General features: G+C 50.1%; 13 protein-coding genes. 9 read left to right on the forward strand and 4 right to left on the reverse strand.

From position 1 onward, the window contains the following. Positions 1-92: 92 nt before the first annotated feature. Together LOK74_RS09060 and LOK74_RS09065 are read left to right on the forward strand one after the other, a co-directional pair. Positions 93-1,427: a short-chain fatty acid transporter gene (locus LOK74_RS09060; RefSeq protein WP_230046315.1), complete on the forward strand. Its 1,335-nt coding sequence runs from the start codon at positions 93-95 to the stop codon at positions 1,425-1,427. Positions 1,428-1,448: 21 nt separating this feature from the next. Next, positions 1,449-3,008, forward strand: a complete 1,560-nt coding sequence (locus LOK74_RS09065; RefSeq protein WP_230046316.1) for an ATP-dependent acyl-CoA ligase — start codon at positions 1,449-1,451, stop codon at positions 3,006-3,008. A 72-nt stretch (positions 3,009-3,080) separates the two neighbouring features. On the opposite strand, the gene LOK74_RS09070 is transcribed toward LOK74_RS09065, so the two are convergent. Genes LOK74_RS09070 through LOK74_RS09080 form a run of 3 tightly spaced genes read right to left on the reverse strand, consistent with a single transcriptional unit; the run spans position 3,081 to position 6,851 of the window. After that, on the reverse strand, positions 3,081-4,238 hold the full coding sequence (locus LOK74_RS09070) for a Ger(x)C family spore germination protein (RefSeq protein ID WP_230046317.1): 1,158 nt from the start codon (positions 4,236-4,238) through the stop codon (positions 3,081-3,083). Further along, a complete protein-coding gene (locus tag LOK74_RS09075) occupies positions 4,231-5,754 on the reverse strand; it encodes a spore germination protein (protein WP_230046318.1) in 1,524 nt (507 codons plus the stop codon). The genes LOK74_RS09070 and LOK74_RS09075 overlap by 8 nt, the downstream gene beginning before the upstream one ends. After that, a complete protein-coding gene (locus LOK74_RS09080; protein WP_230046319.1) occupies positions 5,751-6,851 on the reverse strand; it encodes a GerAB/ArcD/ProY family transporter in 1,101 nt (366 codons plus the stop codon). Before LOK74_RS09080 ends, LOK74_RS09075 begins: the two co-directional genes overlap by 4 nt. A 190-nt stretch (positions 6,852-7,041) precedes the next feature. Here LOK74_RS09080 and LOK74_RS09085 point away from each other — a divergent pair, with 190 nt between their 5' ends. After that, positions 7,042-9,090 (forward strand): molybdopterin oxidoreductase family protein, encoded by a 2,049-nt coding sequence (locus LOK74_RS09085; protein ID WP_230046320.1) that lies wholly within the window; start codon positions 7,042-7,044, stop codon positions 9,088-9,090. 36 nt (positions 9,091-9,126) lie between these two features. Here LOK74_RS09085 and LOK74_RS09090 read toward each other — a convergent pair whose 3' ends face one another. Next, on the reverse strand, positions 9,127-9,561 hold the full coding sequence (locus tag LOK74_RS09090) for a substrate-binding domain-containing protein (protein WP_230046321.1): 435 nt from the start codon (positions 9,559-9,561) through the stop codon (positions 9,127-9,129). On the opposite strand from LOK74_RS09090, the gene LOK74_RS09095 reads away from it, so the two are divergent. From LOK74_RS09095 to LOK74_RS09120, 6 genes are all read left to right on the forward strand, one after another. After that, complete coding sequence (locus LOK74_RS09095; protein ID WP_230046322.1) at positions 9,469-10,194, forward strand: hypothetical protein; 726 nt, start codon at positions 9,469-9,471, stop codon at positions 10,192-10,194. The genes LOK74_RS09090 and LOK74_RS09095 overlap by 93 nt on opposite strands. 163 nt (positions 10,195-10,357) lie before the next feature. Next, positions 10,358-10,717, forward strand: a complete 360-nt coding sequence (locus LOK74_RS09100) for an ATP-binding cassette domain-containing protein (protein ID WP_230046323.1) — start codon at positions 10,358-10,360, stop codon at positions 10,715-10,717. Positions 10,718-11,285: 568 nt separating this feature from the next. Continuing rightward, complete coding sequence (locus tag LOK74_RS09105; protein WP_230046324.1) at positions 11,286-12,503, forward strand: MFS transporter; 1,218 nt, start codon at positions 11,286-11,288, stop codon at positions 12,501-12,503. A 479-nt stretch (positions 12,504-12,982) separates the two neighbouring features. Beyond that, positions 12,983-14,350, forward strand: coding sequence for an ABC transporter substrate-binding protein (locus tag LOK74_RS09110; RefSeq protein ID WP_230046325.1), 1,368 nt, complete (start codon positions 12,983-12,985; stop codon positions 14,348-14,350). Between the two features lie 99 nt (positions 14,351-14,449). Next, positions 14,450-15,340 carry a carbohydrate ABC transporter permease gene (locus LOK74_RS09115; protein ID WP_230046326.1) on the forward strand — a complete coding sequence of 297 codons (891 nt, stop codon included), beginning with the start codon at positions 14,450-14,452 and terminating at the stop codon, positions 15,338-15,340. After that, complete coding sequence (locus LOK74_RS09120; RefSeq protein WP_230046327.1) at positions 15,340-16,176, forward strand: carbohydrate ABC transporter permease; 837 nt, start codon at positions 15,340-15,342, stop codon at positions 16,174-16,176. Before LOK74_RS09115 ends, LOK74_RS09120 begins: the two co-directional genes overlap by 1 nt. Positions 16,177-16,246 lie beyond the last annotated feature (70 nt).

Genomic DNA, 16,246 nt, shown 5'->3' on the forward strand with positions numbered 1-16,246 from the left:
TGCATGCCTTTGAATATGACAGACGTCGGTTTGGCATCAATCTTGCTGATAGCATTATGAAAGCGTTTTCTAAAACTGCAAGGAGTGATGGTATGCTTCATCGAGTGGTCAACCGGTTTAAGTTCGGGGTAGAGAAGTATCTGCCTGATGCCTTTGTTTTCGCTATCGTCCTCACTCTTATTGTTTATTTAGTGGGCATCTTAGTAGCAGGGAAGGGTCCTTTTGAAATGATTGAATACTGGTATGGTGGATTTTGGAGTTTTCTTTCCTTCTCGATGCAGATGGTGGTCATACTGGTAGCAGGTTACTGTCTAGCGCTGGCTCCTGCCGTTCAGAAGCTCGTCCAACGACTGGCCCAGATTCCCAGAAGTCCAACCGCAGCTGTCTTGAGTACCGTTATCGTCAGTGCAGTGGCTGCTTATCTAAGTTGGGGCCTTGGACTGGTGCTGGGACCCATTTTTGCGCGTGAGTTGTCCAGAAATCTTCGCACGGTTGATTATCGGGTACTGATCGCCAGCGCTTTTTGCGGGGCGATGGCGATGCTGCCCGCATCCTTGTCGATCACGGCTCCCTTGTTGGTCAACACGCCTGGACACTTCCTGGAAGAACAGATCGGATTGATCTCGCTAGAGCAGACGATCTTCAGTCCGATGCTTTTGGTTCCTTCCATCTTGGTTACGCTTTTCTTTGCTTTCCTTTTTCCAGCGATGCACCCGAAGCCGGAAGAGACGATTCCATTCGTCCAAAACGAGGAGAAGCGCAAAGAGACTTCTGTCGATGAGTCCGCTGCGGCGGCAGCGCCCACTTTTGCCGATAGAATGGATAATAACTCCATTCTTAGCTATCTCATCGTAGCCGGCGGGCTCGCTTGGATCATCTATCACTTCGCCACCAAAGGTTTGGATCTCAACATCAATTTTATGAACTTTCTCCTGATCATCGTAGGTTTGGCGCTTCATGGCAGTCCCCGAAACTATATCAAAGCAATCGAAAAGGCGATTCCTGCCTCTGCTGGCGTTGTGCTGCAATTCCCGTTTTACGCCGGGATCATGGGGATGATGGCAAGCGCGGGCTTAATTACGATGATTTCCAACTGGTTTAGCTCCATCTCGACCACCGGTACACTTCCCTTGTTTACGTACTGGTCGGCTTGTCTCGTCAATCTCTTCGTCCCTTCCGCTGGTGGTCAATGGGCCGTTCAAGGACCCGTTATGGTGGAAGCAGCCAAGACGATTGGCGTGGACCCAGCAACCGTGGTCAATGCGGTAACGATGGGGGATGTGACGACGAACCTGTTCCAGCCGTTTTGGGCCCTTCCCGCATTAGGAGTGGCCGGGCTGGGCATTCGCGATATCTGGGGGTACTGTTTGCTGGCCGGGATCATCTATATTCTGATTGGATCGTTGGGCTTTTGGTTACTGGTTTAATGTACGCGGGGAGGAGAGAATATGAACAGACAGACTTCTCATCTGGTTGAACTGATCGGGGAGCAAGCAAAGAGGATTCCCGATGATACCTTCCTGGTATATCAAAACGAGTGCTTCACTTACGCCGATGCAGAGAAAAAATCAAATCAAGTGGCCAATCTCTTAGCTGCGCGAGGAATCCGGAAAGGTGATCATATCGCCTTGATGCTGAAGAATCATCCAGATTATCTGTGGATCTGGTTTGGCATCGCCAAGCTTGGGGCTGTGATGATACCGCTCAATGTGCATGCGAAAGGCGAGAGTCTCTGTTACACGATGAATCATTCGGACGCGGTGATGTTGATCGTTGACCAGGAGTATAGCGAAGAAATAGTGAAAATTAAGACGGATTTGACACAGCTGCAACAAATATTGCATCGCGATGAGTTGATGAGGCAGGCCCATAAAGAAAGCGGGCGGCATCGTCCGTATACAGCGATCCGGAAGGAGGACCCCCTCTCCATTATCTATACCTCGGGTACGACAGGACGTCCAAAAGGAGTCGTACTCTCCCACTATTCTTATATCAATACGGGGCTCATGTTTCGTGATGTGATGATGAGGATCCGGAAAGACGATATTTTGTATACCTGCTTGCCATTGTTTCATTGCAACGCACAGCAGTTGTCGGTGATGTCTACGTTGCTGTCGGGGGCGAAGCTCGTCCTCTCCGAACGATTCAGTGCAAGCCGCTTTTGGGAGGAGATCCGTCAGTCGCAAGCGACGATCTTTAATTACATTGGATCGATGCTGACGATTTTGATGAAGCAGCCTCCACAATTGACAGATCAAGACAATACGATAACCCGCGTGTTCGGAGGAGGAGCACCAAAGGAAATCTGGAGGGAGTTCGAGCAGCGATTTGGCCTGACGATAGTCGAGGGATACGGTTTAACCGAGTCAGCCACTGTATGCCTTTGCAATTCCTTGGAGGAGATTCGTGTCGGTTCTATTGGGAAGCCGCTGCCCCATATCTCGATCAGAGTGGTCAATGAACAAGACCAGGAAACGGCCCCAAATGAAGTGGGGGAAATCGCGATCCGGGAAGATGTCCCTCATACGCAGTTTAGTGGTTATTACAAGATGCCTGACAAGACCGAAGAAGCGATCAAGGATGGTTGGTTCCATACAGGAGACCGAGGATACCGGGATGAGGACGGCTACTTCTATTTTAAAGACCGATTAAAAGACTGCATACGGTATCGCGGAGAGAATATTTCTTCGTACGAGATCGAACAAGTGGTGAACAAGTACCCTAGTGTTCGGGAATCTGCTGCGATTGGCGTTCCATCTGAAGTAGGAGAGGAGGACGTCAAGGTGGTGCTCACGCTTCAGCCCAACCATTCCCTGGACTATCAAGACTTCCTTTCTTTTTGCCAGGAACGCATGGCCTATTACATGGTGCCACGCTATGTTGAGGTGGTCGAGGAATTGCCGAAGACAGCCACACAGCGCATCCAAAAGTACGCGCTGCGTCAACAAGGGAGCGGTTTAGCATTTGATTGCGCGGAGTTAAAAAAAGCACTAAGAGGCAAATCGTAACGATCAGACAAATGGGCTGTAAAAAGAGGGGGAGAAAGCCCCCTCTTTATCGTATACATGAGCGTTAGACGGTTAATCGGACTCTATCTTAAACTCTTCCAGCTTTGTCTTTCTGGCGGAATAAATATCGGCTTTCACCTTTACCGTCCTCAGGGAATCTTTTCGCAGCGGAAAGTGGCCTCGGCTGTCTAACCTTTTCCATTCTGCTGTTTTCTTTCTATAGAGAGAATGGGTAACTTGATACAAATCGGCACCTATCTCGACTCCCTTTGCGAAGGTTGATTCGATTTCCCGCTTGATTGCTTGTTCTGACAGTCTGGTTACTTCTTTCTCAGAGGCATTTCTCATTAGTTGAATAATCTCTCCGGTTACCTCTACAGACAGAGAAAAATAAATCGTATCCCCTTTTACGGTTGGGATAATGGCAGGGCGTGCATCGCCAAGCAAGATGACCGCAACCGGCTCTGATCGTTCGGTCGCAACCAGGCTGGCTCGATTAGTTGCCCTGGTCATCCAACGAAGTCCTGGAATCTTTTCAGAAGGCAGCCAGCCAACCAACCGTCCGTCTCTGAGGATGCTTATTCCTTCCATTTTTAAGACGGACATCGCTTTGTCCCGGGTGTACCATTTTTCCTTTGCCACTGTCAGATACGGGAGCAGCGATGTTTTACCCGGTTCTTGCAAGTCTGCGATGAAGCGGTGCATGCGAATCGGTTCAATGAAGGATCGCTGATCGTAAATATCTTCAGGGTTGCCTAGTTGCGAAAAGACGGGGGATTCATTCAAGATCGGCGATGCGGACAGGATCTCTTGCACGGATGACCGAGTAGCAAACATCCAAATCGTGTACCTGGTTTCATGAAAGCGTGTAAAAATATCCAAAACCTGCTTTAGCCCCTGCTCCAGAGTTGATTCGTGAAGTACAATTGCCGTTAGATGGCCCCAGTAGATTTCTTCTTGTGATGTCGCATAGAGATCGTGAATCGCCGTGTCCAAGGTTTTTCCCACGCCTTTTCCTACCCATGCTGTCTGTTCCGCGGATTGACCGGCAATATCTTGCTTGGCCAATGAGGCAAAGTTGAGGATCTGTGCATAGACCTCAAAGCGTCCATGGTTATACTCGACACCGATTGCATGAACGTAGTAGACCCGATCCAACTCTTTTGCATCCCAACAACCTCCAAGGGCGACGGGAAGTAGCAAGCATAACACCTGCAGCATTTTACTCATCGGATGACCTCTGGGGTTGTCGATCCTGATCCCTCACCATCAACAGGTTAGGGCGTCGATTCATTTTTTTCGTGGGTACGTTCAGTACGCTTTTGATCAGATCGGTCCAACTAATCGGAGAGAGTGGTGCCAGATAAGGGATGCCAAAGGAACGGAGCGCAGCCAGGTAGAGCAGGATGGCAAATGACGAGATGAGAAAGCCGAACAGACCCAAGACAGATGAAGCCAGCAGGACAACCAATCGGAGCAGTGTGATGGTACCGTTCAATGATTGATTGACCAAGGTAAAGGAAGAAACGGCTGTGACGGCTGAGATCACCACCATAGCGGGGCTGGTCAAACCTGAGCGAATCGCAGCATCGCCGATGATCAGACCACCTACCACAGATAGAGTAGGGCCGACAGGAGCAGGCAATCTCAGTCCTGCCTCCCGAAACAGTTCAAATAATGCCAGCATCAAGAACGCCTCCAGTGGCGTAGGAAATGGTACCCCTTTGCGCGCTTCCACGATCGTCGCCAGCAGACTGAGCGGGATCTGATCCTGATGGTACGTAGCCAGCGCGATCCAAAAACCGGGCAAAAGTAGAGAGATCAACAGACCGATCACTCGAATCAGCCGCTCAGCCGCCGGAATGAAAAACAGCATTTGTTTATCAGCTGCGCTATCCAGCAGAAAGAGCAGATTGACCGGACCAATAATCGCCGTTGGGGCGCCGTCCATCACGATCGCAAATCGGCCGCGGAGCAGGCTGCTTGCCGCAAAATCAGGTCGGCCGGTGTAGTTAAACATCGGAAAGAGCACATAGCTGCTGGGCAGCAACAGCTCTTCTAACTGAACAATGCTGGTAAGGGCATCGGTTTGGATCTGGGAGAGCCGATCACGCACTTTTTGCAATATGTCCCGATTGACGATGTCATCGATGTAGAGCAGCCCCACCTTGGTGTTGCTGCGGGCGCCGATCACATATTGTTCGTATTTAAAAGATTCGGTACGCAATCGTTTGCGGATAAGGGCAACATTTACCCCGATTTCTTCGATCAGACCGTCCCGCGGTCCTCTGACAGAGATCTCTGTTTTGGTTTCTTCAGGGTCTCGCTGCGGGATTTTGGCGATGTTGATAGCATAATAAGTCGCAATCCCATCCACAAACAAAACCAATTCCCCGCTAAACACCCGCAGCACAATGTCATCCAGCAGCGTCCCCTGGTTGACCTCCCAGTTTTCCATAAACACAGGTATGGGGTGAGTGGAGGTGGACGTCTCAATTGCAATTTCTTTCAGCAACCAGGCATCCAACTTCGGGAGAACATCGGTTTCCAGTTTCTCGTAATTAATCATTCCGCTGCAGTAGATGAGCAAAGCGGAATGCTCGGGCGCTCTGCCGGGAGGGTGCTGCTTGATTTTGACATCTTCACACCGGGTAAAAGCTTGCTTGATCCAGTGTTCGTTTTCGTGTATGTCGGGGGATACCTCTCTGTTTTTTGCCTGGGCAGTAGTCCGTGCGTGATGATTCATTTAACATCGCCCTTTCTTGATGTTCGGAGTCTAACCAGGGCAAAGAGAACCAGGGAAATCGTAATGTAATAGGCAAAGGAAAAGGGTAGTATTCCTTCATTCAACAACCGTAAAAACTGAATATCACTACCTACTCCATACATCGCAAACAGCATAAGAGCGGTCAGTGACAGGAGCAGGATCCAGCTCCCTTTCGTCCGCGTGGGACGCACCGCCAGTATCTCGAGAACTAGGAACAGATAGAGCGAGATGCGGACAAATGCTCCGGACATCCACTGATAGATCACGAGGAAATCGACATGCTCCACGTAGTGGCCAATCGTCACCAGGCGCCACTCTTCGAATGCCGGGTATCGCTGTCGGGCAGCTTCCGTGGGTCCAAACTCGGCAATGGCACCCGTTATGGGACCAAACGTCATGTAGAGCAGAAACAGAGCCGTCAGTGCAATGGACCGAAAGCGTATAGGCGATTTCGATCGATGTTGCAGGTTGAGCAGGATCACGATCTCAAACAACCCCGCTCCAGCGTAGAGCATACCGTTCATTACCGGAACGATACCGTTTTCAAACACAGGAAAAAGCAGGCTGTAATCTTTGTTGGGCAGATTGGAGCTCGCAACAAAGAACCCTAACAAGACCACGAATGGAAGCAATATACCGTTTACAATAGCCAGTGAGCGAATACCTGTCATCGCAGCAAGGATGCACAACAGCCAAAAGACGAGGCTGATCAGCAGAACAGGGGTTTTGGGCAGATAGGAGGCATGGGTCCAATCGGCCAAGTCCTTCAGGGTGACCAGAGCCAGCAGCAAAAACTGGCCTGCAAACATGACAGATGCGATACGAGCAACCATTCTGCCATAGTGATCCTGGAGCCATCTGATAATCGGCTTCTGTTTGGTCCTCTTGACGATTGACAAAAGCAGTCCGATCCAAAGGAGGTATGGGATGACGATGAGCAAGACAGATACCCACGCATCTCTTCCGGCCACGTTCAACAGAACGGGAATGATGATCACATGGTTGATCAGTCCAACAGCCGTGATGATCAACATAGCAATGTGCAGGATGGTGAGATTACCCTGATTGGGATTCATGATTAGACACCTATCGGTTAAATGGATTCCCTTGGTAGTATGTCCAATCGGATCCAGAGGAAACCAGAAAGTGATCATGAATGTTCCAACTATCAAAAAGCAACAACAGATTACTCAATGATCTTGCTACCCATCTGTGGTATCATGACAGAATATGACAGAATCGTTTGAAGAGGAAGGAAGGAGAAGCATGAACCGGGATTTTACCAATCGTCCGTCCGGAGTCTTTCCGTCTGTCTGTTCACTGGACTGCCCCGACCAGTGCGGACTGCTTATCCATAAAGAAGCGGGCAACATTGTCAAAATTGAAGGGGACCCTGCTCATCCTGTCACACAGGGGAAGATTTGCAACAAAGTCCGCCAGATGGCGCACCGCCTCTATGATCCAAAGCGACTCCAGTATCCGTTGAAGCGGATCGGCAGGAAAGGCGAAGGCCGCTTCAAGCAGATCACCTGGCAAGAAGCAATCGATACGATAGCAACCACCTGGAAACGATTGATCGATGAGGCGGGAGCGGAGTCGATCCTTCCCTACAGCTTTTATGGCAACATGGGGTTGATTAGTGCTGAAGGGATGGGACGTCGTTTTTTCCATCGGCTTGGCGCAAGCCGGCTGATGTATACGATTTGTTCGTCTGCCGGAACAGAAGGCTACAGGTATACGATGGGCGGCAGCTTTGGGATCGATCCGGAAGATAGCGTGCAGGCAAAGCTGATTATCATGTGGGGCATCAACGCGGCGAGTACCAATATGCATCAGGTCATGCTGGCAGAGAAAGCGCGGAAGAACGGTGCACAAATCATCGTAATCGACGCCCACCGGAATCAAACTGGCCGCTGGTCGGATTGGTTCATTCCGATCGTCCCGGGGACGGATGCGGCGCTGGCGCTAGGGATCATGCATATCTTATTTGCCGAGCAGATGGTGGATGAAGTATTCCTGCGGGAGTATACGGTCGGGGCGGAGGAACTGCGCGAACATGTCCGGCAGTACGACCCTGAGGCGGTTTCTGCGATCACGCACGTACCGGTAGAAGATATCTACCGCCTTGCACGGTTGTATGGAACGACAAGCCCATCGTTTATCCGGATCGGCAACGGACCGCAGCATCACGATAACGGCGGTATGTTCGTGCGGACGATCTCCTGTCTACCGGCGCTGACCGGCCAGTGGCTGAAGCAGGGAGGTGGCGCAATCAAAGGAAACAGCGGATATTTGGCCCATAATGCCGCTGCGCTTCAACGCCCGGACCTGCTTGAGAAGCAAACCAGGCAGATTAATATGAACCTCATCGGCAGCGCCCTGCTTGAGCTAGACCCGCCGATTCGCTCGCTATATGTATACAACTCCAATCCAGCACTCGTCGCACCAGAAGCCAACAAGGTACGGCGGGGGCTGGCGCGGGAGGATCTCTTTACGGTCGTGCACGAGTTGTTCTTGACCGAAACAGCCTTGTACGCCGATCTTGTGCTGCCGGCAACATCATCGTTAGAAAATACGGACTTGTACCGTTCCTATTGGCATCATTATGTGCAGCTTCAACAGCCCGTTATCGAGCCTTTTGGGCAAAGCAAGTCGAATACGGAAGTGTTCCGCCTGCTTGCTAAAGCATTGGGATACGAAGAGCAAGCGCTGCAGGATAGCGACGAGGAACTGATCCGGCAGGCGCTCGACTATCCGGCCAATCCGGCACTTGAAAGCATCACTTTTGAAGCTCTACAGGAGAAAAAATTTATGAAAGGGAGAGTAAAGCCTCTATTTCCAGGTCGGCTGCGTACACCAAGCGGGAAGATTGAGCTTTACTCCAAAAAGATGGCGGACAAAGGCTATCCACCATTGCCCACCTATGTGCCGCTTCCGACAGACGGGGAGAGCGAATTGCCGTTTCAGTTTCTTCCGGCACCCAACCATAACTTCCTGAACTCGACGTTTGCCCACAACGAAAAGCATGTGAGCATGGAGAAAACACCAACGCTGTACATGAACGAAGTGGATGCGGCTCCTCTTGGTATTGTAAGCGGAGACAAGGTAAAAGTTTGGAATCAACGGGGCCAGTGTGAGTTTACGGCCGCAGTGGGGACAGACGTTCTCCCAGGCGTCGTCGTGTGCCAAGGTTTGCGGTCAGACGCGGAGACCAACGGTCAACCGGTCAACACCTTGACACCCGACCGGATTGCGGACATGGGTGGCGGAGCCGTGTTTTTCTCCGGGCGGGTACAAGTGGAGAAGTGCGGATGAGCGGGTCCACCGGTGATCGCACAGGTGAAATGTCCGTCATCGTTGATCCATTCTTTGACTCAGTGATGGGGCGGAGACCCATTGTAAAAGCAATCGAAACGCTTTCGGCAGCCATTTGTTTTGTAAATAAATGACCTGAGTAGCAAAGTCTGATGTGGGATGGTGAAAAGGAATCGCTATCACGCTGCCATTTGCTGATTCTGCCTCCACGGCAAACCGCGGCAGCAGAGCGATTCCCCAGCCATGCATCACGCATTGTTTGATTGCGTCGAGGCTCCCGAATTCAAACGTGATCTGAAAAGGAATCCTGTTTTCGCTCAGCGTTCTCAACAGAAACGCTCGGTAGGTGCAACCTTGTTCCGTTAGAATCAGCGATTCATGTACCAGATCATGTACGCAGACATGAGACAGGGAGCCGATGCGATGTCCGCTGCGCCGGTCGTCAAGTCGCTCGCGGAGCGGTTGCAGCATCTGGTGGATATCGGACTTGACTACTTGACGCTGGACCGCGAGACGGATACATTGTCCGGCGGCGAGTCGCAGTGCGTCAAGATGGTGAAACACCTGAGCGGCAGTCTGGTGGATGTCACTTACATATTCGATGAGCCCAGCGTTGGCTTGCACCCCCGGGATGTACACCGGTTAAATGGCTTGCTTCAGAAGCTGCGCGACAAGGGCAATACCGTGATTGTCGTCGAGCATGATCCCGATGTGATCAAGGTGGCGGATCATATCGTCGACGTCGGGCCTTACGCCGACAGCCGCGGCGGTACCATCGTGTATGAAGGAAGCTTCCAAGGCCTGCTGGAGTCAGGTACGCTGACAGTAGTTACGGGTGTCGCCGGCTCGGGCAAGAGTACGCTGATTAACGAAGTATTCCTCAGTCAGCATCCGGATGCGATCGTCATCGACCAATCGGCAGTAGCGTGTCAACACGCTCGAATCCCGCGACCTACACGGGCATTATGGATGATGTGCGCAAGGCGTTTGCTTCCGCGAACAAGGTCAACCAAGGCTTGTTCAGCTTCAACTCCAAGGGAGCTTGCGAGAACTGCCAAGGGCTGGGGGTTGTGTATACAGACCTTGCATTCCTCGACAGCGTGAAGCTGCCATGCGAAGTATGCGGAGGTAGAAGGTTCAAGGAAGAGGTGCTCGCGTACAAGCTGAACGGCAAGTCAATTGCAGAAGTGCTGGAGATGACTGTGGAGCAGGCATTGGATTTTTTCAGCTAAAAGAGGTTGTGCGCAAGCTCCAGGCGATGAGTGATGTGGGGCTGAACTATATTACACTCGGCCAGCCGCTCAGCACGCTCTCGGGCGGGGAATGCCAACGCATCAAGTTGGCAAGCGAGCTGCACAAGAAGGGCAGCATCTACGTGATGGACGAGCCAACGACCGGCCTGCACATGTCAGATATCGGTCATCTACTGGGGATCATGAACCGCCTCGTGGATGCCGGCAATACGGTGATCGTCATCGAGCACAACCTCGATGTGATCAGCCAAGCGGATTGGATCATCGATATGGGACCCGATGGAGGCAGCAAGGGTGGCCAGGTGGTGTTCGAGGGTATACCTCCGCAGATCATCCATGCGGAGCAGTCGATCACAGGAAGATACTTGTTGTAATGCATCAAATCCACTTTCTTAATATAATCCTATTAGGGTTAATAGCGCTCATTATCACAGACGTACATCAATCCTGAAATACGGAGTTGCTAACCGATCATAAATATGATAATCTATATCTACTTATGGCAATGGAGGGGTTACCCGTGGCATTTTTTCGAGTCCGATTGAACCTTGGAGCTGCTAATTAAATAGTGCTTAATGGGCTCTGCCTGCGTGTGCAGAGTAATCGGGATCGGAATGCCTTTTTTTGATGCAACTCATTCGGAGCGTTCAAAAAAGAGGGGATTTCAACCTCTTTTTTCTATGCCAAAAAACAATCCATACCAGATCCATGCGTTAAGCAAGCTATTTTATGGTCCTCTCCGTCTGATAACAGGCCATGGGTGAACAAGCTTGGAGTTTCTGCTTATATGCGATCTGTTTCCGATTACCTAACCGCAGGCTATCCCTGCGGTTTATTTGTTATCCGTTCTCCACAAGCGTTCACGACAAGATTTATGTACTAAAAACGACAAGTAATCTCGAAGAAAACCTAGTAGTGATCTTTAGAAGGTGAGGATGCAAAATGTCAGCAGAACAACGAAAAAAGATGATCATCTTGATGATCAATATGTTTATTGCAATTGGTAGCTTTGGGATCATTATCCCGATCTTACCGGCATATTTGGAGTCAATCAATCAGGGAGGGACTGCTGCAGGCTTGATGATCGCCATTTTTGCAGGCTCTCAGTTCATCTTTTCTCCGATTGCCGGCAAATGGGCGGATCAATATGGCCGGAGAAAGATGATCATATACGGACTTGCCGGCTTAACGCTTTCCATGTTCGTTTTTTATGCTTTTGATTCCATTTGGTGGCTCTATGCCTCACGTGTCATCGGAGGGATTGGAGCAGCTCTCTTGATTCCGGCTATATTTGCCTATATTGCTGATATTACTACGTTGGATCAGCGGGCAAAAGGCAATAGCTGGGTATCCGCCGCTATGTCTCTTGGGATCGTCATAGGGCCCGGTATTGGAGGATTTTTGGCTGACTTTGGATTGAAAACGCCATTTTTGATCTCCGCCGTCGTATCGCTTCTTGCGGTTGTATTTTCTGTTGCCGTGCTTAAAGAGAGTGGAAATAAGCAGACTTCAACAGACATGTATGCGCAAGATGATGAATCAATGGCCAAGAAATTGGTTCGGTCTGTGAAGATGCCGTTCTTCGTTCCGCTCATTATTACACTCGTAATGAGCTTTGGTTTGATGGCGTATGAATCTGTCCTGGGTCTGTTCGTCGATCAACAATTCGGTGCCAGCCCTCAGGAAATTGCCTTTATGGTTACGGCAACTGGCATCGTTAGTGTGATTGTGCAGCTCTTTATTGTGGACCGCTTGGTTCGTCGTTATGGAGAAGGAGCCGTTCTGAACATCTTTTTAGGTGTAGCAGCGATTGGTTTCCTCCTGTCGTTGTTTGCTTCCAGTTACACATTGTTCTTTGGTATTACCTTATTAATATTTCTGGCGACCTCGATACTTCGTCCTGTATTAAATACGCTTATCTCCAAGATGGCTGGAGACGAACAAGGGTTTGCCATGGGGATGAATAATGCTTATATGAGTATCGGAAACGTATTAGGCCCCACATTTGCTGGTGCGTTATATGACATTGAGATCACGTATCCTTTCGTTTTAGGGCTTGTCCTTTTGGTAGTAACGTTGGTAACCACCCTGGTTTGGCAGAAACGTTACCTAAAGCAAGACGCCGGGTCGAGAGGACGCATAGACCGACGTCATGCATAGCGGACTAACATTCACAACGTAAAGGTATAGGCAACGGACTATGCGGCAGTTGCCACACGATCAACCAAACCTATTCTTAGAAGTAGGTTTGCTCAACGTGTAGACAGCGTACTACAAAGTACGAGGTTTACACGTTTTTTTGTGGTATGTGATATGGGGGAACTATTTCTTTACCGAAACCGGTTTCGCAAAAATGACGATCGAAACGCGATCGCATCGGCTAAAAGGTACACGCATCAATCTCTTTATCTGCCAGATGAGAATTGCAGGAACGTGCAGCGAAACCTCATCAAATCGGTGAAAACATAGAATTTTCATGCGTTTCTCGTTATTTCTGAATTTTTTAAACAAAAAGTATTTACAACAACAGGAAAATGTTGAATAATGATATTACCTAAACCGGTTTCGAATAATGTATGCGCTTGCATTTTCCGCAGTGGGAGAACATGAAAAATTTTGGGCGATGGGGGTAGTAAAAAATGAAAAGGCTTTCCATTATGTTGTGCATTGTGCTGATGTTTGCGATGTCTGCTTGCTCCAGCAGCAACACGAACGGCCAAGCGACACCGGAACCGAAAACGGAAACGGATAAGAATGAACCGTCCGGTGAGAAAAAAGTGATCAAGATGCTCCACTGGAAACAGGACAACATCAACAAGGTTATCGAGTCCATCAACAAGCAGTTCGAGGAAAAATATCCGGAGTATAAAGTGGAGTATACGACGACAGCGCCGGATGAGGAATACAAGCAGGCGATGCGGTCAAGGATTACCGCTGGCGATCTGGATATCTTTCCCGATCTGTCGGGTATGAGACTGTCACCGAAAGACTGGACGCCAGGCGCCAAGGTACCGGATTGGCAGCAATGGATTGATGCCGGGCTGATCGCCGACCTTTCTAATGAGGCATTCGTCAAAAACTGGAATGCCAACGATATCGCACAGGCAGGTACATATAAGGGCAAAGTGTATGCAATTCCCGCGGGCAAGGTAGCCATGTCTGGACTGTTCTACAACAAGGAAATTTTCGCAAAGTATAACCTCCAGGTACCCAAAACATGGACAGAGTTCGTCAACGTCTCCGAAACGCTCAAGAAGAATGGCGTTATCCCGATTGCCATGGCGGGCAAAGATATTTGGCCGCTTAAGCTCCCCGTATTCAGTTTGCAGGCGCAAATCCTGGCGGGCGGGGATCAAAGCAAGTGGATTGAAGGCGTCTGGAAAGGCACGGCGAAATTTAATGACCCGGACGCGGTAGAGGTTCTGGAAAAAATGAAAACCATCCAGGACAACTATACCATCGACGGCTTTATGGGAATCAGCTACAACACACTCCCTTCCTACTTCGCCTCCGGAAAGGTAGCCATGATGCCAAACGGCGTCTGGGAAGCCCCTACTGTGGCTGCTGCGAATCCCAACCTGAAGTTCGGCTACTTCCCGCTGCCAGGCACCGAAGATCCTGCTAAAAACAACTTCCTGGTTGGAAAGTACGACATGACCTGGTATGTGGCAGAGAAAGGGCCGAACAAAGAGGGAGCGCTCAAGTGGCTCGTCTTCTTCTCGCAGCCGGAGATTTATCAGCAATTCGTGCAAGCTGCAGGGTTCCTGCCGACGATGGATAACGTAAAAACGAACAGCGCCTTCCTAGACAACGAAGTGATGCCCTATATGGATCGATTCCAGTTGGCGTATGAGATTCTCATGATCAATCGCGAAAATGTCGGCGAGCATCTGGCGGCAGAAGGTGTGCATACCGAATTCCTTGCGCCAGGAGGTCCATTCCGATCGGCAAAAGAACTTGCGGATGTGCAGCAGAAGGAATGGGAAGCGGCAGCCCCCGAGAAGTAGTTTATGACAACAAAGCATGGAGAACCAGGGTCTGAAAGACAGGCCCTTTCCATGTCCTGACTTGCTCGGTCCTGACTTGCTCGAATGGAGGTAGATCGCTTGTATCCTTTTGGCCAAGGACCTGCTCGATATTTGCCCTATTTGCTGCTGCTGCTTCCCCTTGCGCAATACGTCATATTTTATGCTGGGCCATCGCTCTTTACAGTCATTTATTCGTTTACCGATATAACCAATGTTCCCGGCAAGGATTACCATTTCGTCGGCTTGGACAACTATCGGGACTTGTTTTTCTCTGGCAATGCGAGCGAGCGGTGGGACTCGATTGGCCGGACGCTCTATTTTACGCTGGTTGTAACCGTCGTGCAAAACGGGGTGGCGCTGCTCGTTGCCGTCTTGATCAACAAAAGGCTGAGGGGCGATACATTTTTCCGCGCGGTTTTTTTCCTTCCGGTGGTCCTTGGGGTAGCGGTCGTCTCTCTGATTTGGACCATGATGTTTGATCCGGTAGGCGGTCCTGTCAATCAAATCTATCAGCTATTCGGATATTCCGATACCTTTTTTGGCAGCTTCGAGCATGCGTTTGAATATATCATCTTCGTCCAGATCTGGATGTATATGGGCTATTCCATGCTGATCTTTCTTGCTGGCCTCCAATCGGTACCCAAGGAACTGTATGAGGCCGGGTATATTGATGGGACGACAAGTTGGAAAGCCTTTCGCCATATCACCTTTCCGATGATTGCCCCAGCGTTTACGGTCAATATGCTGCTGTCCATCATCGGCGCGATGCAAACCTTCGATATCATTGTGGCGACGACAGATGGAGGATTCAATACAAGGACCATGGCCTACGATGTATACAAAGAAACGTTCCGCGGGTCTTTGGAAATGGGGCTGCCATCAGCGCTTTCGGTTATCCAGTTTTTGTTTATTCTCGTTTTTGTGGTGCTCGCCGTACATTTCCTGCGCAAGAGAGAGGTGGAACATTGATGCAGGATTCTAAAATATCCCAATTCCTGTCCTACACATTGATTCTGCTTCTGGTCGTCGTGTACGTTCTTCCCTTGCTGATTGTGTTCAATGTCTCGTTCAAATCGTTTGAAGAGTATCTGCTCAACCCGATGGGCATCGTCACCGATATCCAGCTGTCCAACTACGTCGAGGCTTGGAATCAGGGGAAGTTTTCCCGCTATTTTTGGAACAGCATTCTGTATACCTCGGCATCCACGATCATTACGGTCATCATTTCGCTCTTAGCCGCTTTTCCGGTTGCACGAGGATACGTGAAGTGGGCGGGGTTTCTCTATCTCTTTTTCATCATGGCTCAATTCTTGCCCAATCCATTGGTGGCACAGTTTAAACTGATGCTAAGCCTCAAGGAGCATATGCCTCTGATCGGCTATGATTCAAAGCTGGGTTACATTCTGTTGAAAGCGACGGGAACGGGCGTCGTCTTCATGATGTTTGTCGGCCACATCAAATCGATCAGTCGGGAGTTGGACGAGGCGGCAAGTATCGACGGATGCGGCTATGTCCGGTACCTTTTCCAAATCCTGTTCCCGTTGATGAAGCCTGTCATCGCCACGGGTGTGATTCTGACCGCGATCGGGACATGGAATGATTTCGTCGGACCGCTGCTTTATCTGACCAGTCCTGAGAATTTCCCCATCACGACCGGCCTCAAGGAGTTCCGCGGTCAATACGGCAACAACTGGCCGCTTCTCGCTTGCGGCATCTCGATCGTGGCAGCGCCGCTCATCGGGCTGTATGTGCTCATCCAACGATATATTATCAGCGGAGCGATGGCCGGAGCCGTGAAGTCGTGAACCACTTCGCGAAGCTAATTGCATGGATGTCGAACTACCACCGTTCTCCCAGGGAAGGTTACAATAGTAG

The sequence above is a fragment of the Brevibacillus humidisoli genome, assembly GCF_020923435.1.
GTDB classification, from domain to species: domain Bacteria; phylum Bacillota; class Bacilli; order Brevibacillales; family Brevibacillaceae; genus Brevibacillus_E; species Brevibacillus_E humidisoli.

Bases quoted from the DNA above. Each gene is read 5' to 3' on its own strand.
- LOK74_RS09095 (WP_230046322.1), top strand. From the start codon at position 9,469: ATGTACCAGATCATGTACGCAGACATGAGACAGGGAGCCGATGCGATG.
- LOK74_RS09085 (WP_230046320.1), top strand. From the start codon at position 7,042: ATGAACCGGGATTTTACCAATCGTCCGTCCGGAGTCTTTCCGTCTGTC.
- LOK74_RS09060 (WP_230046315.1), top strand. From the start codon at position 93: ATGCTTCATCGAGTGGTCAACCGGTTTAAGTTCGGGGTAGAGAAGTAT.
- LOK74_RS09070 (WP_230046317.1), bottom strand. From the start codon at position 4,238: ATGAGTAAAATGCTGCAGGTGTTATGCTTGCTACTTCCCGTCGCCCTT.
- LOK74_RS09065 (WP_230046316.1), top strand. From the start codon at position 1,449: ATGAACAGACAGACTTCTCATCTGGTTGAACTGATCGGGGAGCAAGCA.
- LOK74_RS09120 (WP_230046327.1), top strand. From the start codon at position 15,340: ATGCAGGATTCTAAAATATCCCAATTCCTGTCCTACACATTGATTCTG.
- LOK74_RS09080 (WP_230046319.1), bottom strand. From the start codon at position 6,851: ATGAATCCCAATCAGGGTAATCTCACCATCCTGCACATTGCTATGTTG.
- LOK74_RS09075 (WP_230046318.1), bottom strand. From the start codon at position 5,754: ATGAATCATCACGCACGGACTACTGCCCAGGCAAAAAACAGAGAGGTA.
- LOK74_RS09090 (WP_230046321.1), bottom strand. From the start codon at position 9,561: ATGCTGCAACCGCTCCGCGAGCGACTTGACGACCGGCGCAGCGGACAT.
- LOK74_RS09110 (WP_230046325.1), top strand. From the start codon at position 12,983: ATGAAAAGGCTTTCCATTATGTTGTGCATTGTGCTGATGTTTGCGATG.
- LOK74_RS09105 (WP_230046324.1), top strand. From the start codon at position 11,286: ATGTCAGCAGAACAACGAAAAAAGATGATCATCTTGATGATCAATATG.